The sequence below is a fragment of the Micromonospora sp. NPDC005237 genome (genome assembly GCF_040607775.1).
Taxonomy (GTDB): domain Bacteria; phylum Actinomycetota; class Actinomycetes; order Mycobacteriales; family Micromonosporaceae; genus Micromonospora.
This window is the reverse complement of the sequence record NZ_JBEXHJ010000006.1, coordinates 64,900-84,059: the sequence shown is the minus strand read 5'-3', so window position 1 is coordinate 84,059 and position 19,160 is coordinate 64,900. Positions and strand designations below refer to the sequence as shown.

Here is a 19,160-nt window from a genome sequence, read left to right as displayed (position 1 = left end):
TCTCCTAGAGTTCCCGCACGCGGATGTTGCGGAACTCGGTCAGGTCGTTGTCACCGTGGTTCTGCAGGCCGATGAAGCCGGACAGGAACTGCCGCAGGTCGGTCGGCGGGTCGCCGGCCCGCGACGACTGCTTGCCCGGCGTGTTGTCGAACTCGTTGATCACCACGCCGTTGCGGATCATCGTGTAGTGCTGCCCGACCGCCCGGATCTCGTAGTCGTTCCACACGTTCTTCGGCGTGACGCCGGCCTGGGCGAGCGGCACCGGGTCGAAGTTGTAGACCGAACCGGTCTTCTGCGGCTCGCCGGTCTCCCCGTCGTAGATCTGGATCTCGTGTCCGCAGTAGATCGCCATCCAGGCCGGCGAGGTCCGGGCCGACCCGACCGTGCCGCAGCTGCCCGGTGGCCGCTGTTCCAGCGGGGTTCGCAGATCCGGGAAGCGGATGAAGACGCCGGTGTTGGCGCGGCCGGTGCCCGGTGCGATGTCGCGGAACTGCACCTTGAGCGAGAAGTCCGCCAACTCCTTGGTGTGCCAGAGCATGCCGAGGCCGCCGCTGGAACGCAGTGCCCCGTCCGGCTGGATGCTGAACGATCCCGTCGGCGCCTGCTGCCAACCGCGCAGCGACTCGGCGGTGCCGTCGTAGAGCGGCTCGTATCCGGTGCGCCCGTCCCGGCCGATCTCGGACGCGGCGGCCAGGCGGGTGAGCGTGCCCGATTCGCGGGCGTTGAGCAGGCCGTCGTCCTGCAACGCACGGGTCACCGCGCTCACGTGCCGGACGAAGGCGTTGTGGTCGGGCCAGGTGCTCTCGTCGTCGATCAGGTCGTTGATCGTGCACCCCTGCCCGACCGTGCGGCTGGGCACACCGGTGTCCGTGTCGCCGAGCCACACCGTGCCCCGGGAGTCCGGCACCGCGCAGCCGGCCGTGACGGTGGTCTGCACCGTCGCCGTCTCGCCGTCGGCGTACGTGACGGTGAGCTTCGCGGTGTAGGTGCCGACCTTGGCGTACGTGTGCCGGGGGTCCGCCTCGGTCGACGTGGCACCGTCGCCGAATTCCCACCGGTGGCTCACGCCGCCGGACCGGGAGCCGGTGAAGGCGATCGTCAACGGCTTGTTCTGCACGGCGACGGAGTTCGCCGCCGGTGCCGGGGTGGGCGCGCCACCGGTGTAGGTGATCCGGATGAGCTTCTGGTTGGGGTGCAGGCTGAAGAACCCGCCTCCGTAGTCGAGCAGGTAGAGCGCGCCGTCCGGGCCGAACTTGGCGTCCATCCAGCTCTGCAGCCGGGTGTCGCCGTTGCCGCTGGGGATGATGGCCCGCAGCGACTCGGCGTACACCGGCGGGGTGGCCGTCGGCACGCCGGCGGGGTCGACGGTGACCGCGACCCGGTTGGCGGCGTTCGACTCGTCGCCGATGAACCACTTCTCGTCCCAGTACGCCGGCCACGCCACAGTGCTGTTCGGATCGACCCGGTCGCGGTGGTAGGTGGGACCGGACATGATGGCCTGCCCGCCGCCGCGCAGGTACGGCTGCGTGTAGGTGGCGTCGGCCGCGACGTACGTCGGGAGGCCGCTGCCGTCGGTGCGCTTCGGGAAGACCGGGCCGCCGCCATCCGGCGAATACCAGATCATGTTGTCCCGGGCCGCCGGGATGTCCACCAGCCCGGTGTTGCGCGGTGACTCATTCTTCAGGTTGCCGCAGTCGTACCAGCCGGTCAGCACTGTCGCGTCGGTGCTGCTGCGGTCCCGGTACGGCTGCCGGTTGCCCATGCAGTACGGCCAGCCCTGGTTGCCGGCCGAGGTGATGATGGTGGCGGTCTCGTACTTGGCGGGGCCCAGCGTGGGGCTGGGCGAGGCGGCGTCCGGGCCGACCCAGCCGGCGGTCAGCCACTGGTGCTCCGGGTCGATCTGGAGGCGGGCGATGTTGCGCACGCCCATCACGTAGATCTCCGGGCGGGTCTTCTCGGTGCCGGGCGGGAAGAGGTTGCCCTCCGGGATGGTGTACGTGCCGTCCGCCTCGGGGTGGATCCGGATGATCTTTCCGGCGAGGTCGTTGGTGTTACCCGACGTACGGCGGGCGTCCTGGAACGAGATCCCCTGGTACTCCTGGGTCCAGTTGTTGCCGGAGTAGCCCTGCGACCCCTCGGAGGAGTTGTTGTCGCCGGAGCCGACGTAGAGGTTGCCCTTCGCGTCGAACGCCATGCCGCCGCCGGCGTGGCAGCAGCTGTGGATCTGCACCGGGAACTGCAGCAGGTCCTTGCGGGTGCCCTGGTCGATGGTCTGGGCCGCCCGGTCGTAGGTGAAGCGGGAGATGGTGCGCTGCCCGACCCGTTTCACCCGGTCGATCGACTCGTGTGGCATCCAGTAGACGTAGAGCCAGCCGTTCTCGGCGAACTTCGGGTCGGGCACGATGCCGAGCAGGCCCTCCTCGTTCTTCACCAACTCTGAGCCGCTGCCCCGGTTGCCCATGACCCGCAGGGTGGTGAGGAGTTTCACCTGCCTGCTGCGGGGGTCCCAGGAGTGGATGGTGCCGCAGCCCAGGCCGACGTTCGGGTCGTTCCAGTCCGCGATCGGGCCGCTGGGGCAGGCCGCCTTGCCGACGTAGAAGACCGTGCCGTCCGGCGCGATGGTGAGCCCGTGCGGCTCGCCGATCTGGTCCAGCTGCCCGGTCTGGTTGGCGGCGGTGAGCCGCTCCACCTTGTAGTTCGCGGCGATCGTCGCCTGGCAGTCACCGCGTACGCGCCCGGTGGTCCAGTTCAGCGCCCCGGCCAGGTGCGCGCGGAACGCCTCCTCGCCGTAGCTGCCCTCGGTGTGGCCCATGCCGGTGTAGAACGACCGCCCGCCGTCGTAGTCCCGGCACCAGGACACCGGGTGGAACGGGCCGTTGGCGCCCGGCCCCGGGTCGTAGTGCCGTTCCTCGACCTGGGCGAGGGTGTGCACCGCGCCGATCGGGTTCGGGTCCCAGTTGTCCCAGCGGTCCGACCGGGTGAGGGTCAGCGGCAGCGACGCGGTGGCCGGGTGTTTACGGTCCAGGATGTCGACCACCGCCCGGTTCACGGGGGTCGGCGGCGGCGCGGTGGCCGTCCCGGTGAACAGGCGCAGGTCGGCGAGCTGGATCAGCGGCTCGCCGCTGTTGGCGGTGATGTTCAGCCGGTAGCGGCTGAACTCCTGCGGCGTGGCGATGTCGAACCGCCGGGTCTGGAACCGCTCCGCGAAGGTCTGGTTGGTGCGCCGGTCCAGATCGGACCAGGTCTGGCCGTCCGTGGAGCCCTGCAGGGTCCAGTCCTTCGGGTCCCGCCCGACGAAGTCGTTGGCCGACGTCAGCGCGTACCCGGTGATCCGCTTCGGTGCGGCCAGCTGGTACGCCACCCACGCGGTCGGGGTGCGGACCAGCCACTTGGTGTTGGCGTCGCCGTCGGTCAGCTTCTCCTTGGTCTCGCTCGGCGGGTTCTCGCCGCTGGCGGTCACCGCGGCCACCGGCTCGGCAACCGGGATGGCGCCCGCCGGGCGGGTGCCGATCAGGCCGGTGAACCAGGTGGAGTCGACCTGCGCGCGGGCGGCGTCGGCGATGCCGACGAAACCCCCGCCGGCCTTCATGTAGCCCTGGAGCGCCGACTCCTGGTCGCGGTTGAGCGCGGCGCCCGTCGCGGAGAGAAAGACCACGCTGCGGTACGCCGAGAGCCCGGTCGTGGTGAAGACCGCCGGGTCCGTGGTGGCCGTGACATCGATGTCATGACTGGCCGCAAGCTGTCGGATGGTGTCCACGGCACGCGACACCGGGTCCTGTTGTTCGGCCACCGGCCCGTGGAATACGAGCACGGCTGTTCTGGGCGGCTGGGCCGCCTGGGCGGCGGCCGCGGGTCGCGGCGCGGCGGTCGCCGCCGTGGCCGTGGCCGTGGCCGGAATCAGTGTGGCGAAGGCCGCTACCGCGGCGAGGGCTCGTCGTACGTCTCTGGTCATCCCCGTCCCCACTTTCGGTCAGCTTCCATGCGTGTGGGTGTGGCCCTGGAACCGGTGGATCGCCTCCTCGGCGCCGGGGGGCATGCTGCCGTCGGCGTTGCGCACCAGGAAGATCCCGGCCATGCCGCCGTCGGAGTGGTTCTGCACGTGGCAGTGGTACATCCACGCGCCGGGTCCGACGCCCTCCCCGGCGAGCACCTGGAACCCGAACGAGCTGCCCGGGTTGAGGTCCTTGTTGTCGATGACCAGGCTCGGGTCGGCCGGTCCCTCCAGCATTCCGGTGCGGTTGTCCGCCCAGCGGTGCGCGTGCAGGTGGAAGGTGTGGAACAGGTTGCCGTGCCCGATGGCGAGCCACTCCACCCGCTGGCCCAGGTTCGCCTCGAACATCGGCGTGTCCGGGGCCATCCGGTTGTTGATCGTCATGTCGTGGAACACGACAGTGAACTGCTTCTCCGGCAGGATGTCGCCGCGGCGGCGGACGATCAGCGCCCCGTACAGGCCCTTCGCGACTCCGGCGGTGCCGTGGTCGGTGCCCATGGCGTGATCGTGGTAGTGCCAGTAGCCGGCGCTGCCCGGCATGTACCGGCGACCCGACGCGGCCACCATCTCGTGGGAGCGCCAGACGTACGTCCGGGTCTCGCCGGGGTTGTTGAACGAGTCGTTGAACGGGCTGCCGTCCGAGTCGGTGCTGTAGTCCACCCCGTGCGGGTGGATGGACAGCCGCTGGGTGGTGGTGTTGACCAGGGTGATCTCCAGGGTGTCACCCTCGTAGATCTCCAGCACGGGCCCCGGCACGGTGGCCTGCCCGGGTGCGAGGCCGTACCCGAACAGCCCGCCGGGCAACTGCTCGGCGTAGATGGTGACCTTCCTGGTCACTCCGGCGGCGGCCCGGGCCGGGCTGCCTCCGAACGCGCCGCCGAGCGTGGGCGCGGACGCGCCCAGCGCCCCGGCGGCGAGCGCCCCGGTGGCGATCAGTGATCGGCGGGACAGGTGACGATGGGAGCCAACGGCGTGATCGTCCATGGGTCTCCGTTCCCGACCGGGCGAAGACGCGACGAGGGCAGGGTGCATCGACCGCCGAGCACAAGGCGGCAGCACGACTGAGGTGAGGATCGTCGCGGACTTCGCTCGGAAGACTCAGAACTTTCGATGGATGAACCCAACTTATGTAATCCATCGACGAAAGTACAGGTCTGATTGCAGGAAGATTACCGCGAGATCACGCCGTGCGTCGATTGACCAGGCGATGTGGAGTGCTCAGACGGTGTGCCGGTCGTCCGTCGGCAGGCCGGGCGCCTCGGGCGGCTCGGGCGACTGGTCAGGCTGACCGAGCCGCTCCACCCGGGTCGGGTCGAGGACCCGGGCGAGGAACGCGCGCGTCCGCTCGTGCTTCGGCGCGCCCAGCACCTCCTGCGGCGGCCCCTGCTCGACCACGACGCCACCGTCCATGAACACGACCCGGTCCGCCACGTCCCGGGCGAACGCCATCTCGTGGGTGACCACCATCATCGTCATGCCGTCCTCGGCGAGCCCCCGCATGACGGTGAGCACGTCGCCGACCAGCTCCGGGTCGAGCGCCGAGGTCGGCTCGTCGAAGAGCATGAGCTTCGGCTCCATCGACAACGACCGGGCGATCGCGGCCCGCTGCTGCTGCCCGCCGGAGAGCTGCGCCGGGAACGCGTCGGCCTTGTCGGTCAGGCCGACACGCTCCAGGTTGGCCCGCGCGATCCGCTCGGCCTCGGCGCGACCGCGCCGCAGCACCCGCCGCTGGGCGATCGTGAGGTTGTTCAGCACGGTCAGGTGCGGAAACAGGTTGAACGACTGGAACACCATGCCGATGCCCCGGCGTACCGCGTCGATCTCGACGTCCGGGTCGGTCATCTCGACGCCGTTCACCCAGATCGTGCCGGCGGTCGGCTCCTCCAGCAGGTCGACGCAGCGCAGCAGCGTCGACTTGCCGGAGCCGGACGGCCCGATGACGCAGACGACCTCGCCCTGGCCGACCTGGAAGTCGATGCCCTTGAGCACCTCGAGCGGCCCGAAGGACTTGTGCAGGTCGCGGATCTCGACGGCGGGACGGGACGGGGTGGTCGTCATGCGGGTCACCGGGCCTTGGCGTAGCGGAGTTCGAGGCGGCGCACCACCTGGGACAGGGGCAGGGTGATGACCAGGTAGGCGAGGCCGGCCACCAGCAGCGGCGTGGCGTTCACCCGGTCGTTGAGCATGTCCCGGCCGAACTTGGTGACCTCGATGGTCTGCGCCGTCACGCCCAGCACGTAGGCCAGCGACGAGTCCTTGGTGAGCAGGATGAGCTCATTGGTCAGCGGCGGGATGACGATCCGGAACGCCTGCGGAATGACGATGGTGCGCATGGCGGTGAAGTGCGACATGCCGAGGGTGCGGGCCGCCTCCATCTGCCCCTTCGGCACGGCCTGGATGCCGGCCCGGATGGTCTCGGCCATGTACGCGGCGGCGGTGAGGCCGAGACCGATCGCGATCGAGCCGAACACGCCGCCGGGAATCTCCCGCTCCGGGAAGGCGATGGGGATGCCGTACCCGACGAGGAAGAGGATCAGCAGCGCCGGCAGACCCCGGAACAGCTCGATGTACGCGGTCGCCAGCCAGCGGTACGGCGCCACCCGGGACAGCCGCATCAGGGCGAGGACGGTGCCGAACACGAGGCCGAAGGCGAACGCGCCCAACGTGTAGAGGATCGTGTTGCGCAGCGCCACGGTGATGATCGTCGGGAACATCGACTCGATGATGTCGACGCGGAAGAACGCGTCCTTGAGCCTGCCCCAGTCCGCGGCGAAGAGCACCGCGACGATGATCGCGACGAAGACCAGGTACTGGATGCCGAGGGACAGTCGTTCCCGCTGGCGGCGTCGCAGCTTCACGTTGGCTCGTTGCCTTCCCGGAGTGTGCCGACGGGAAGGGCGCGCGTCGCGCGCGCCCTTCCCCACTGAGCTTCGATCAGGCGCTCGGCCGCTTGCCGATCCACTTGGAGTAGATCGCGTCGTACGAGCCGTCCTGCTTGGCCTTGGCCAGAGTCTCGTTGATCTTCTTGAGCAGTTCCGGGTTGCCGTCCTTCTTCACCGAGAACCCGTACTGCTCGCCGGTGTCGAACTCGGCGGTCACCTCGAACCCACCCGGGTTCTTGCGGAGGTACTCGGTCCACACCGGCAGGTCGTTGACGGCGGCCTCGACCTGGCCGTTGGCGACGGCTTGCTGCAGGGCGGCGAGATCCTCGAACTCGACCAGCTGCAGGCCCTTCTCCTTTTCGAACTTCCTGGCGTAGTCACGACCGGTGGTGGCCGCCTGGACGCCGAGCTTCTTGCCCCGCAGGTCGTCGAGCGACTTGTACGGCTTCCCGGTCTTGACCAGCAACGCCTGCGTCGCGTCGAAGTACGGGTCGGAGAAGTTCATCACCTTCTGGCGTTCGGCGGTGATGGTCATGCCGGCGGCCGCCGCGTCGCACTTGCCGGTGTTCAGGTCCTGACCGGACTTGATCCCCTCGAACGGCGTGTCGATGATCGTCTGCTCGACGCCCAACTCCTTGGCCACGAGGTCCATCACGTCGACGTCGAACCCGGTGACCTTGCCGCTGGCGTCCTTCGACTGGAACGGCGGGTACGGCAGGTGGGTGCAGACGGTCAGCTTGCCGGCCTCGACCAGCTTGACCCCGCTGGCCTGGACCTCGCTGTCATCCTTCTTGGCGCATCCCGCGCTCAACGCCAGAGCGGCGACCGCCGCGACAAGGCCGGCCTGACGGACTGCGCTACGGACTCTCACGAGTGTCCCTCCGGTTCGGCTCCCCTGTGACGGGCAGCCAGGTTGGTGCGAAGACGGTGTAACAGGGGACGGTACCTGATTCGACGAACGGTACCCAGATCACGGGGCGTAGCCGTCGTGCTGCGGCGTCCATCACAGCCCGTGAACGGGACAGGCGGTCACGAACGGGACGACGGGGCGCAGCGGACCCCGACCGTCCGCCGTCGTCCGGTGACCCGAGGCCCGGCCCGCTCCGCCGCGACGAACGGCAGTTGAGTACCCGACCCACCTCGAACGAGTAAGCCGTCGTGCCGGCCACCGCTGCGCCACCACAGAAGCTGGTGGACGATCAGTGGTACCGCCGTCACGGGAATGGGGAAGCAGAACTGACCATCGAGCCGGGTACACCGAGGCGATTCCGGGTGGGAGGGCACGGCTGAGATGGACAGCTACCCCATGACACCTCAGATGGCCTTCGCGCAGTTCGTCCGCCAGGCCGTCGACGACGCCCGCGAGGAGCACGGTTGGACCGTCGGCGACATCGCGCAGCACACCGGCGTCAGCCGCTCGACGCTGTTCCGCTGGCTCGCCGGTGACTGGCAGCGCTACCCCGAGCTGGCGAAGGTGCGCAGCCTCTGCGCCACCCTCGACCTCTCCATCGCCGCCGCGATCCGGCCGCTCGCGATGCCGAACGCCGCCGTGACGCCCCGGGTGCTGGCGGAGGTCGAGGCGGACATGGGCAGCATCCGCCGGCGGTTGCTCGACGACACGGTCTCCGCCGCGGACAAGCGCCAGATCCGGGAGCTTCTGCGCCGCCTCGCCGGCCGCGACCTCCCGGTCGAGGCGGCGTCGCCGTCCACGACCGGCTCCGACGCCACCCCGCCCTCCCCGTCGCAGGCAGGTGCGTCCCGCCGGTAGCTCGATCGGACGGGCGCCGCAGGGCCGGCCGACCTCAGCGCGCGGCAACTCCGCCGGCCTCAGCGCGTAGCGCAGCCAGCCTCAGCGCGCGGCGCGAGCCGGCCTCAGCACGGTGACGCGACCCGGCCTCAGCGCGGGACGCAGCCGGCCTCAGCGCGTGGCGCGGCCCGGGCGGCCCGGGCCGGTGCCGGAACGCCGGGAACCGATGCGGGGAGCCCGCACCACCGGGGAGCTGCCGGCTCCGGGGCGGAAGTCCCGTGCCGCGGCGGCCACCATGTCGTCGGGATCGCCTTCGAGCGTCCGCCGGACGTGCGCCGGGATGATCTCCGACGTGGCCATCGCCAGCCGGACCTGCACCGAACGGTCGTCGACCAGGGCCGCCAGATCCTCCTCGTCCAGCTCCAGCGCGCGGACCAGCGCGGCCCGCACGTCGACCGCCGGGTCCCTGGCCAGGGCGCTGCGCTGCGCGGCGGTGGTCCGCGGGTTGCGGGCGAGCCCCTTGCGGACGCGGACGGTGCGGTCGGCCAGCAGGGCGACGATGACGTCCGGATCGTGGGTGTGCGTGGCGAGCCGTTCCCGCACCTCGGGTGAGACGTCGTCGACCAGCCGGGCGGCCAGCTCGGGCTCCAACTCGCGGCTCTCGGCGAGCAGGCCCCGAAGCTCCTTGTCGGGTGCGGCTGCCATCACCCGGCGGACCGACTCGTCGCAGGCCGGGTTGCCGGCGACGGCCCAGCGGACCCACCGGTCCGCGTCCTTGACCAGACGCAGGAGATTGCCGACCGAGGTCGCGGGATTGCGCGCCACGGCCTCCCGGACATGACGATCATGGTCGCGGGTCAACGACCGCAGGGCCTGCGCGGGCGCGTCCGGCCGGGCCGCGACCGCCTTGCGGACCGCGACCGACGCGTCGGACGCCAGGTCGATGAGGGTCATCTGTGGCGTTGTGGGGTCGTGTGCGACGGCGTGCCGCGCGTCCGCCCCATCACCGGTCGGACGGTCGGCCGCCGTGCCCGACCCGCTGTCCCGGTCGGCCCCGCCGACGTGCTGCTGCTTGCCCATGGGCGCAATCATGGCACGCGCCGGACCGGACCCCGCGCGGCAAGCCTGCTCGCAGCCCCTGGTCCGCGGCGAGCCGCCGAGGGTCAGTCCTGGCGCGGGGCCACCAGACCGGACTCGTACGCGACGACCACGAGTTGGGCGCGGTCGCGGGCGTGCAGCTTGGCCATGGCCCGGTTGATGTGGGTCTTGGCGGTGAGTGGGCTGATCACCATGCGCGTGGCGATCTCGTCGTTCGACAGGCCCTGGGCGACCAGGACGACGGCTTCGCGTTCCCGGGTGGTCAACTCCCGCAGGCCGGTCGGGGCCCGCAGGTGGCGCGGCTCGGCGACGTACCGGTCGATGAGCCGGCGGGTGATCGACGGCGCGAGCAGCGCGTCACCCCGCGCGGCGACGCGTACGGCATGCAGGAAGTCCTCCGGCTCGATGTCCTTGACGAGGAAGCCGGCGGCGCCGGCGCGCAGCGCGTGGAAGACGTGTTCGTCGAGGCCGTAGTTGGTCAGGATCACGACGTGCACCCCGGCCAGGGCCGGGTCCGCGGCGATGAGCCGGGTCGCCTCGATGCCGTCCAGCACCGGCATCTGGATGTCGATGAGCGCGATGTCGGGCAGGTGACGCCGGGCGAGGGCGACCCCCTCGCGGCCGTCGGCGGCCTCGGCCACCACCTCGATGTCGTCCTCGATGTCGAGGAGCGCGCGGAAACCGCTGCGCAGCAGCGCCTGGTCGTCGACCAGCAGGACGCGGATCATCCGGGCGGACCGACGGGAAGTTCCGCGTGGACGGTGAAGCCACCCTCGTCCCGCGGCGCCGCGTGGAGGCGACCGCCCAGGGCGGTGACCCGTTCGCGCATCCCGAGCAGCCCGACTCCGGGCTTTGGCACGGTGGCCAGCGTGGCCGTGCCGTCGTCGTCGACGCGGATCGCCAGGGCGTCCGGACGGTAGTCGACGCGGACCGACGCCGTGGCCGCGGCGGCGTGGCGGGCGACGTTGGTGAGGGACTCCTGCACGATCCGGTAGGCCGTCCGGTCCACCGCCGCCGGCACGGCCTGTCGTTCGCCCTCGACCGTCAACGTCGCGTCCAGCCCGGCCATCCGGGCCCGCTGCACCAACTCCGGCAGGTGTTCGAGGCCGCGCGGCGGGTTCCTGCCGTCCTCCCGCAGGGCCTCCAGGGTCACGCGCAGCTCCCGGCTCGCCTCCCGGCCGGCCTCCCGGATCGCCAGCAGCGCCTCCGGCACCGCCTCGCCGCGCCGGCGGGTTAGGTGGACTGCCACCTCGGCCTGCACTTTGATGATCGAGATCTGGTGGGTGAGGGAATCGTGCAGCTCCCGCGCGATGTGCAGCCGCTCCTCGTCGGCGCGGCGTCGCGCGGTCTCCTCGCGGGTGCGCTCGGCCTCGTCGGCCCGCCGCTCGGCCTGCCGCAACGCCTCACCGGCGGCGCCGGCGGCGATCAGCCACGCCACCTCGAGCGCACCCCGGGCCCGGGCGAGCGCCTCGCCCAGCGGGAGGTCCTGCGGCGGGGCAAGAGCCGTGAGGGGCAGAGCGACGAGCATCAGCACGGCGGCGACGACCGTGACGACACGGTAGCCGGCCCGCACGCCGGTGTAGACCGCGAACAGGAAGGCGACGGCCGGCACGTCGAAACCGACCGCCTGGTACCCCACGGCGCACAGCCCGGTGACGGCCAGGACGGCGACGGGCCACCGACGACGCGCCGCCAGCGCCAGACCGCTGGCCGCCAGCAGCGGATAACCGAGCAGGTCGCTGTCGAGGGTGGCGGGGTCCGCGGACAGCCCGGCGACCAGCAGCACCGCCGCCACGCCGACGGCGATGGCCCAGTCCCGGACACCGGCACGCCCTGTGCTCATGGGCGCACCCTAGCCCGAGGTACGCCCCGAGCGACTCCTGCGCGCGAACGACAGGCGACTACCACGTCCGCGGTAGACGCGCGGCACGCACGCCGTACGCGGCAGTCGCCTGCGCCCACGGTGGCAGCGCGAAAAGCCTCCGGCGGCCGGACGACCGGCGGCCGACGCGGCGACACGATCGAACGGCAACCACGACGTCCGAGAAGGAGATGCGCATGTTCCGGTCAGGAAACACGTCGGCGGCGCGGCTGGTGTTCACCGCTGCCGCGTCCGCCCTGCTCGGGGGTCTCGGGCTCGCCGCGCCGGCCGCCGCCCACACCTCCGCCCAGCCGTTGGCGGCCACCGTCACCACCATGAGCGCCGGGCGGCTCGGGGCGAGCGTGGGTGGTCTGCTGGCCCTGGCGGGGGTGATCGTCGGCGCGGTGGCCCTGGCCCGACCGGCCAGTCGCGTCGGTACCGGCAACGGCACACTCGGCGCCGTGGTGGCCCTCGCGTCGGGACTGCTCGGTGTGGGCCTCGGCGCGCTGGTGGTGGCGACCTCCGACGGCGGGATCGGCACCGGTAACGGTCGGGGCGGGGCGTACGTGGCCCTGGTGGTGGGGTTGGCCGCCCTGGGCCTCGGCGGACTGGCGCTCAGCCGCACCCGCGGCTGAGCGGTGTCGCCTCTCCTGCCCCAGGTGGCGCAGGAGAGGCGACGGTGTCGCCGGGGCGGCCGCTGGTCGTCAGGCGGGCCGCGCCCCTCTGCGGAAGCCCAGGATCACGACCGCGCCCACCACCAGATGCATCAGGACAAGGGCGAACCTGGTGCCGGCCGAGGCGTCGACCAGGGACGCGGGCACGAGAGACAGCACGAGGACGGCCACCGCGATCCCCGTCCAGATCGTCGTGGCGCGAGCCGAGAGGCGTTCGAGCACCGCCAGGAGGCCCCAGCCGAGCAGCGCCGCGAGCGCGGACGTCACGAGCACGGCGAGCACCGTGACGTCCTGCGGACCGGAGCCCTGGTCGACGGTGAGCTGCGCGCCGGCGAGGGTGGCGATCGACCACACGGCCACGGCGGCGAGCACGGCGACCACGAGGGCGATGGACCGGTTCCGCACGCGCGAAGCGCCGTCGACGGCCCGGGGAGCAGAGGCTTCCGCAGACATCAGGGTGACTCCTCAATAGAGGGATACGGTGTCGAGATCGAACCGTACCAGAAGGTTTTGTTCTTAACTATCTTGTTCTCACCTTGTCCGATGTGGCGCGACAATGCTCCGCTACGAGATAGTTCGAATCACAAACTAGTTGTTAGGCTGCCGCCATGACCACCGGAACCTCGGGGCCCGATGCCGCAGCCCCCGACCTGATGTTTCTGATGTCCTGGGCCACCCACGCGCTGGCGCAGGAGCACGCCGCCGCGCTCTCCGGCCTGGGCATCTCGACGCGTGCCTACTGCGTGCTCGATCGCGGCCGCACCGGTGAGTACACCCAGAGTCAGCTCGGCGAGATGTGCGGCATCGACAAGACGACGATGGTGGTCACCCTCGACGAGCTGGAACGTGCCGGCCTGGTCGGGCGCCGCACATCGACTACCGACCGACGCGCCCGCATCGTCACCGTCACGCCCGACGGCGAGCGGCTGGTCGCCGAGGCGCGGCAGATCGTCACGCGGCTGCAGATTGACATCCTCGCCACGGTCCCGGCGCGTGACCGCGCAATCTTCCTGGACGTGCTCGGTCGACTGGTGGACGGCCGGCTGTCGACCTTCGTACAGACCGAACGGCGCGCCCGCAGACGGTCCTCCCGGGCAGCCTGACCACCGCTGCGAGGACCCGCCGGCGACGGACAGCGGTCCGTCGTGGACGAGCCCGATTGGCACGCCGGCGCGACTAGACTCGCAGGCGGCGTCGAGCGGGGGAGCATGTCCAGGTGAGTTCGGACCAGCTCCTCGTCACGCTGGACCGCGACAGTTCGGTTCCGTTGCAGCAGCAGCTCTGCGACCAGATCAGTGGGTCCGTGCGGGCCGGCCGGCTGCGCCCGGGCGACGCGGTGCCGCCCAGCCGCGAGCTGGCGCACCAGCTCGGGGTCTCCCGGACGGTGGTGACCCGGGCGTACGAGCTGCTGCGGGCCAACGGGGTGCTCACCTCACGGCGCGGTTCCGGCACGCGGGTCAGCGCCGCCCTGACCGACACGCCGCCACCCGCCCCCCGCGCCGCCCGCGCGCACCTGCGACCCGAACCCCCACTTCCCACCGACGCCGGCAGTCCGCTGTGGAAGCCGTGGGAACCGGCGCCGATGCACCGGCCGGACGGGACGTACGACTTCCGGCACGGCACCCCGGCGCTGGCCAGCTTCCCGGTGACCCGGTGGCGGCAGTCGCTCGCCGACGCGGTGAGCCGGGCCGACGCGGTGGCCCTGGGTTACGGCCCGGCCGAGGGCGCGCTGTCGTTGCGTGCCCAGATCACCGCCCTGCTGCGGCGCAGTCGTGCGCTGGACGCCACCCGCGAGAACACGGTGGTGACCAGCGGCGCCACCCAGGCCATGGACATCCTGGTCCGGCTGCTCGTCGGCCCCGACGACGTGGTGATCATCGAGGACCCGAGCCACACCGTGCTGCGGCAGATCTTCGGCTATTCGCGGGCCGCGGTGGTGCCGGTCGGTGTCGACGAGGAGGGCCTGCGGGTCGACGAGATCGAGTGCCAGGTCCGCGCGCACGGCCTCGACCCGGCCCGGGTACGCCTGGTCTACGTCACCCCGTCGCACCAGTTCCCCACCGGGTTCATCATGTCCGAGCGGCGGCGACGAGCGCTGCTGCGCTGGGCCCGCGAACACGGGGCCACGGTGCTGGAGGACGACTACCACAACGAGTTCACCTTCGCCGAGGAGCGGTTGCCGTCGCTGGCCGCCGACCCGCAGGACGCCGACGTGGTCTACGTCGGCAGCTTCAGCAAGACCCTCTTCCCCTCGCTGCGCATCGGGTACGCGGTGTTGCCGCGACATCTCGTCCGGTCGTTCCTGGGCGTCAAGTGGATCACCGACCGGCTGACCCCGACGCTTACCCAGGAGGCGCTGGCCGAGTTCATCTCCTCCGGCGCGTACGCCCGGCACATCGGCCGGATGGACCGCCTCTACCGGCAGCGGCGCGCCCGGCTGCTGGAGGCGCTGTACGAACACTTCGGCGCGGGGGTGCGGATCTCCGGCACGGCGGCCGGGCTGCACGTGCTGGTGACCCTGGGCGGCGCGCCCGACGTCGGCGAGGCCGAGATCGTGCGCGCCGCCGCCGCGCGAGGCGTACGGGTCTACCCGGCCTCGGGCTACTTCGTCACCCGCCCGCCGACCGAGCCGACCTTCCTGATCGGGTACGCGGCGCTGCCCACCGCAAAGATCACCGAGGGAGTGGCGCTGCTGGCCGCCGCGGTGCGGGACGTGACGGCTCGGTGAAGCGGGGCCGGTGAAAGCGCGCGCTCTGGGCGTACGGGACGGTGCAGTCGAAGACCGCCTTCGCCGTGCGCCCGTCGGCCGACAGCGACGGGGAGTAGCCGGTGTGCTGGCTCGGGTCGAGCGGAAAGCCCTCCCGGTCCGGCAGCACGAGCAGGTCCTGGTCGGCCTGGAAGCGGGTGACCATCGCCCACCACAGGTCCTGATCGGACTCGATGTCGACGTCCTCGCCCACGCACAGCACCAGCTTGGCCATCCGGAACTGCTCCAGCACCGCCTCGGCGGCGGCGCGTACCGCGGCGTCGTCGGACGGGCCGCGCTTGGCCGGCCACTTGAGCACCACCATGAGCTGACCGCCGCCCGCCGTGTGACAGTGCGCCGCCAGGGCCGGCGTCCCCCGGCGGCGCAGCAGGTCCAGCACCGCGGCCTCCATCCCGAAGCCGAGCAGCACCGACTGCTCGTGCCCAGGCCCGGAGACCGCCTGCAGGATCGGGCTCTCCCGGGCGGTGATCGCGGTGACCTGGATCAGCGGCAACGAGGGATGCGCCCGACCCTGGTAGCCGAGGAACTCCGGCGTGGCCACCGTGCCGTGCGCGCTCTCCGGCACCCGGTCGGCCAGCAACTCGCCCTCGATGACGTACTCGGCGTGCGCGATGAACTCGGCGTCCACCGTGGCGCAGGGCAGCAGCTCCACCGGCTGACCGGCGAGCGCGCCGGCCACCGCCAGCTCGTCGAGGTCCGGCGGGACCAGCGAGGTCGGGCAGCAGGAGGACAGCAGCACCGCCGGGCTCAGCCCGAGGTGGATCGCGACCGGCAACGGACGCCCCCGGCGCAGGGCGGCCTGGTGCGCGAGCTCCAGGTCCCGTCCGGGGACCATCCAGATGGTCAGCGTGTCGGGCCCCTGCACGCACATCCGGTGCACGGACAGGTTGCGGACCCCGGTGTCCGGGTCGGTGGCGAGCACCGCGCCGAGGGTCAGGTAGGGCCCGGCGTCCTCGTCGGTGAGGACCGGCACCGGCAGCGCGGTCAGATCCAACGGCAGCGTCTCGCGCGGCCAGCGGGACGCGTCGGGGGCGGGCACCGGCGGACGGGGGGCGGCCACCGCGGCGAGCAGCCGGTGCGGCAGCTCGGCCGGCGTGCAGCCGAGCAGACCTGAGGCACGCCGGCGGGTGCCGTAGAGGCCCATCAGCACCGCCCGGGTCGGGCCGTGATCGGGGCGTACCCGGTCGAAGAGCACCGCCGGGCCGGCGCCGGTGGGCGGGGCGGCGGGCGCACCCGCCCAGCGGGCGTAGTGGGCGGAGACGCCGTAGCGGGCGGGCAGCTCCGTGGCGACGCGGACCAGCTCGCCCGGGAGCGGGTCGAGGCTGGCCAGGGCGTGCCGCAGGTCGACGGGCGGGCGGTGGCTCATCACTCCTCCGCCAGTGACGCGGTGGCACGGCGGGCTGCCAGCAGGTCGAGCTGCATCCGGGTCAGCTCGTCGATGAGCGCACGGTAGGTGCCGACCGCGACCTCGGGCGGCATGCCGTGCCGGGTGGCCAGGTCGTGCACCCGGCCGAGCACCTGCCGTACCCGGTCGGGTGATCGGACGGTCGCCTCGTCCGTCTTGTGCGCGGTCAGCTCCTGCACCACCCGGGTACGCTCCGCCAGCAGGGCGATGATCCGCTGGTCGAGCGCGTCGATGGCGACCCGCAGCTCGGCGATCCGGGCCGGGCCGTCGGCGCCGCCGACCGGCGGGGAGCCGGCCGGCGGCGCGATCCGGTGCTGATCGCTCACGGCTGCGGGACCTGGTCGATCACGAAGACGACGGTGGGCTCGGCGTCGCTGCCCTGGGACCGGTGCTCCTCGTCGTCGGGGATGACGAAGCCCATGCCGGGGCGGCACGGCACCGACCGGTCCCGGAAGTGGATGGTGAACTCGCCCTGCAGGACGTAGCCGGTGTGCCCGCGCAGGCACCAGTGGTGCTCGTCGAAGCCCGGCGGCAGCTCCAGCAGGCGCAGACGCTGACCCCCGACGTACGAGATCTTGACGCGCCCCTCGGCTCCCGGCTTGTCCCACCTCTCCCACTCGGTGGCCGGGAAGTCGATGCCGACCGGCGCGGCGACCTGCTCAGTGGACATTCTCGATATCTCCTCTGGTTGGGGCGGTTTCGGTACGGCGGGGCCGCGGAACACGCTCGTTGCGGTCGCGGCGCGGGAGGACCGGACCGCCGTCGACCCGCTGGTGCCGCTTGAGCAGCTGCACCATGTCGAGCATCCGGTGCACCATCCGCTCCAGCGCGTCGACGCCCTCGACGTCGGTCAGGCCGGGAGCGCCGGTGGTGTTGCGCAGCAGGACGGGGAAGCCGCTGCCCACCAGAATCATCCGGTTGAGCAGCAGGTTGTTGACGATCTGGTTGTGCACCGACGAGTCGCTGTATCGGCGCCCGGTGACGATGATGCCGCCGACCTTGTCGGCCAGCGGCCGGGTGAAACGCAAATAGCCGACGCCCGCCCGCTCGATGAAGACCTGCATGAGGTGGGCGAGGCCGAAGCCGTGCACCGGGGCCGCGTAGATCAGCCCGTCGGCGCTGGCCATCTGCTCCACCAGGGCGGGGACGTCGTCGTCCACCTGGCAGGGCAGGGTACGGCTGTTGCAGTCGCCGCACGGGCTGCACGGCGAGATGCGGTGCTCGCGTAGCGCGATGGTGCGCAGGATCGCGCCCCGCTCGGCGATCAGCTTGCCCGCGTACGCGATGGCGTGGTCGGTGTTGCCACCGGCCCGTTCCGATCCGTTGATGGCGAGGATGGTCGCTGCTTCGCTGTGCAATGGCACCCCCGGTGCTCGTCGCGAAGGGTGGACGCCGCAGGGGCGCCCACCCCCTTGCGAGGTCAGTCCGTCAGTTTTCCGGCGAAGTAGTCGATGTAGGCCTGCATGTCGAAGTGGCCGTGCCCCGAGAGGGAGAAGACGATGGCCTTCGACTCGCCCGTCTCCCGGCAGCGCAGCGCCTCGTCCACCGCCACCCGGACCGCGTGGGTGGACTCCGGGGCCGGCACGATCCCCTCGCTGCGGGCGAACAGCACGCCCGCCTCGAAGCAGGCGGTCTGCGGCACCGCCCGCGCCTCGATCAGGTCGATGTCCCGCAGCGCGCTGACGATCGGCGCCATGCCGTGGTAGCGCAGCCCACCGGCGTGGATCGCCGGCGGGTGGAAGTCGTGGCCCAGGGTGTGCATCTTGGCCAGCGGGGTGAGCCCGGCGGTGTCGCCGAAGTCGTAGTCGTAGCTGCCCTGGGTCAGCGACGGGCAGGAGGCCGGCTCCGCCGCGACGAACCGCACCGTCGGGCCGCCCCCCAACTGGCGGCGCAGGAACGGCAGGGCCAGCCCGGCGAAGTTGGAGCCGCCGCCGGCCGCGCCGACCACGATGTCCGGGTAGTCGTCGGCCATCGCGAGCTGGAGCAGCGCCTCCTGCCCGATGATCGTCTGGTGCATCAGCACCAGGTTGAGCACCGAACCGAGGGCGTACTTGGCGGCGCCGCCGCTAGACATCGCCGCCTCCACCGCCTCGGAGATGGCCAGGCCGAGGCTGCCGGTGGAGTCCGGGTCGGCGGCGAGGGCCGCCCGGCCCGCCCCGGTACGGTCGCTCGGGCTCGCGGTGACCGACGCGCCGAACGTCTCCATCAACCCCCGCCGGTACGGCTTCTGGTCGTAGCTGATCCGCACCATGAAGACCTCGCAGTCGAGGCCGAAGTACGCGCAGGCCATCGAGAGCGAGCTGCCCCACTGGCCGGCGCCGGTCTCGGTGGTCAGCCGCTGCACGCCGTCGAGCTTGCTGTAGTACGCCTGCGGCACGGCGGTGTTCGGCTTGTGGCTGCCGGCCGGGCTGACCCCCTCGTACTTGAAGTAGATCCGGGCCGGCGTGTCGAGGGCCTGCTCCAGGCGACGGGCGCGTACGAGCGGGCTGGGCCGCCACTGCCGGTAGATGTCGAGCACCGGCCCGGGGATGTCCACGTCCCGCTCGGTGGTGAACTCCTGCTCGATCATGCCGGTGGCGAAGAGCGGTTCGAGATCCGCCGCGGTGATGGGCTCCCGGGTGCCGGGGTGCAGCATCGGGGGCAGTCCCTTGGGCAGGTCGGGAACCACGTTGTACCAGGTCGTCGGGATGTCACTCTCGGGCAGCACGAACTTCGTCGCGGTCATGGCCTCTTCC

At 71.6% G+C, this 19,160-nt stretch carries 17 protein-coding genes and 1 pseudogene; 4 read left to right on the top strand and 14 right to left on the bottom strand.

Annotated elements, in window-relative coordinates:
* Positions 1-4 precede the first annotated feature (4 nt).
* From ABZT87_RS17650 to ABZT87_RS17630, 5 genes are all read right to left on the bottom strand, one after another.
* Positions 5-3,952, bottom strand: coding sequence for a ThuA domain-containing protein (locus tag ABZT87_RS17650; protein WP_355136616.1), 3,948 nt, complete (start codon positions 3,950-3,952; stop codon positions 5-7).
* An 18-nt stretch (positions 3,953-3,970) separates the two neighbouring features.
* The gene (locus ABZT87_RS17645; RefSeq protein ID WP_355136614.1) at positions 3,971-4,975 is read right to left on the bottom strand and encodes a multicopper oxidase domain-containing protein; all 1,005 of its coding nucleotides are present in this window, start codon (positions 4,973-4,975) and stop codon (positions 3,971-3,973) included.
* Positions 4,976-5,209: 234 nt separating this feature from the next.
* Complete coding sequence (locus tag ABZT87_RS17640) at positions 5,210-6,049, bottom strand: amino acid ABC transporter ATP-binding protein (protein WP_354862516.1); 840 nt, start codon at positions 6,047-6,049, stop codon at positions 5,210-5,212.
* 5 nt (positions 6,050-6,054) lie between these two features.
* A complete protein-coding gene (locus ABZT87_RS17635; protein WP_355136612.1) occupies positions 6,055-6,849 on the bottom strand; it encodes an amino acid ABC transporter permease in 795 nt (264 codons plus the stop codon).
* A 76-nt stretch (positions 6,850-6,925) separates the two neighbouring features.
* Positions 6,926-7,744: a basic amino acid ABC transporter substrate-binding protein gene (locus ABZT87_RS17630; protein WP_354862520.1), complete on the bottom strand. Its 819-nt coding sequence runs from the start codon at positions 7,742-7,744 to the stop codon at positions 6,926-6,928.
* A 420-nt stretch (positions 7,745-8,164) separates the two neighbouring features.
* On the opposite strand from ABZT87_RS17630, the pseudogene ABZT87_RS17625 reads away from it, so the two are divergent.
* Positions 8,165-8,551 (top strand): annotated as a pseudogene (locus ABZT87_RS17625) (helix-turn-helix transcriptional regulator); the annotation flags it as partial.
* A 240-nt stretch (positions 8,552-8,791) separates the two neighbouring features.
* Here ABZT87_RS17625 and ABZT87_RS17620 read toward each other — a convergent pair.
* The 3 genes from ABZT87_RS17620 to ABZT87_RS17610 form a co-directional block, all read right to left on the bottom strand.
* Complete coding sequence (locus ABZT87_RS17620; RefSeq protein WP_355136610.1) at positions 8,792-9,700, bottom strand: hypothetical protein; 909 nt, start codon at positions 9,698-9,700, stop codon at positions 8,792-8,794.
* A gap of 83 nt (positions 9,701-9,783) precedes the next feature.
* Positions 9,784-10,446, bottom strand: coding sequence for a response regulator transcription factor (locus ABZT87_RS17615; RefSeq protein ID WP_355065988.1), 663 nt, complete (start codon positions 10,444-10,446; stop codon positions 9,784-9,786).
* On the bottom strand, positions 10,443-11,561 hold the full coding sequence (locus ABZT87_RS17610) for a histidine kinase (RefSeq protein ID WP_355136608.1): 1,119 nt from the start codon (positions 11,559-11,561) through the stop codon (positions 10,443-10,445). The genes ABZT87_RS17615 and ABZT87_RS17610 overlap by 4 nt, the downstream gene beginning before the upstream one ends.
* A gap of 215 nt (positions 11,562-11,776) precedes the next feature.
* Between ABZT87_RS17610 and ABZT87_RS17605 the strand changes: the two genes are divergently transcribed.
* On the top strand, positions 11,777-12,214 hold the full coding sequence (locus ABZT87_RS17605; RefSeq protein ID WP_354863305.1) for a DUF6223 family protein: 438 nt from the start codon (positions 11,777-11,779) through the stop codon (positions 12,212-12,214).
* A gap of 69 nt (positions 12,215-12,283) precedes the next feature.
* Here ABZT87_RS17605 and ABZT87_RS17600 read toward each other — a convergent pair whose 3' ends face one another.
* On the bottom strand, positions 12,284-12,706 hold the full coding sequence (locus tag ABZT87_RS17600; protein WP_355136606.1) for a DUF6069 family protein: 423 nt from the start codon (positions 12,704-12,706) through the stop codon (positions 12,284-12,286).
* A 155-nt stretch (positions 12,707-12,861) separates the two neighbouring features.
* Here ABZT87_RS17600 and ABZT87_RS17595 point away from each other — a divergent pair, with 155 nt between their 5' ends.
* Both ABZT87_RS17595 and ABZT87_RS17590 read left to right on the top strand, forming a co-directional pair.
* Positions 12,862-13,356 (top strand): MarR family transcriptional regulator, encoded by a 495-nt coding sequence (locus ABZT87_RS17595; RefSeq protein ID WP_355136604.1) that lies wholly within the window; start codon positions 12,862-12,864, stop codon positions 13,354-13,356.
* Between the two features lie 113 nt (positions 13,357-13,469).
* Positions 13,470-14,981 (top strand): PLP-dependent aminotransferase family protein, encoded by a 1,512-nt coding sequence (locus ABZT87_RS17590; protein ID WP_355136602.1) that lies wholly within the window; start codon positions 13,470-13,472, stop codon positions 14,979-14,981.
* Here the strand turns inward: ABZT87_RS17590 and ABZT87_RS17585 are convergent.
* Genes ABZT87_RS17585 through ABZT87_RS17565 form a run of 5 tightly spaced genes read right to left on the bottom strand, consistent with a single transcriptional unit; the run spans position 14,926 to position 19,150 of the window.
* The gene (locus ABZT87_RS17585; protein WP_355136600.1) at positions 14,926-16,386 is read right to left on the bottom strand and encodes a UbiD family decarboxylase; all 1,461 of its coding nucleotides are present in this window, start codon (positions 16,384-16,386) and stop codon (positions 14,926-14,928) included. The two genes, ABZT87_RS17590 and ABZT87_RS17585, sit on opposite strands and share 56 nt — an antisense overlap.
* Complete coding sequence (locus ABZT87_RS17580; RefSeq protein ID WP_355136598.1) at positions 16,386-16,751, bottom strand: chorismate mutase; 366 nt, start codon at positions 16,749-16,751, stop codon at positions 16,386-16,388. The genes ABZT87_RS17585 and ABZT87_RS17580 overlap by 1 nt, the downstream gene beginning before the upstream one ends.
* On the bottom strand, positions 16,748-17,095 hold the full coding sequence (locus ABZT87_RS17575; protein ID WP_234581760.1) for a cupin domain-containing protein: 348 nt from the start codon (positions 17,093-17,095) through the stop codon (positions 16,748-16,750). Before ABZT87_RS17575 ends, ABZT87_RS17580 begins: the two co-directional genes overlap by 4 nt.
* On the bottom strand, positions 17,085-17,789 hold the full coding sequence (locus ABZT87_RS17570; protein WP_355065970.1) for a flavodoxin family protein: 705 nt from the start codon (positions 17,787-17,789) through the stop codon (positions 17,085-17,087). Before ABZT87_RS17570 ends, ABZT87_RS17575 begins: the two co-directional genes overlap by 11 nt.
* A 56-nt stretch (positions 17,790-17,845) precedes the next feature.
* Positions 17,846-19,150, bottom strand: coding sequence for a TrpB-like pyridoxal phosphate-dependent enzyme (locus ABZT87_RS17565; RefSeq protein ID WP_354855618.1), 1,305 nt, complete (start codon positions 19,148-19,150; stop codon positions 17,846-17,848).
* Between the last annotated feature and the right edge of the window lie 10 nt (positions 19,151-19,160).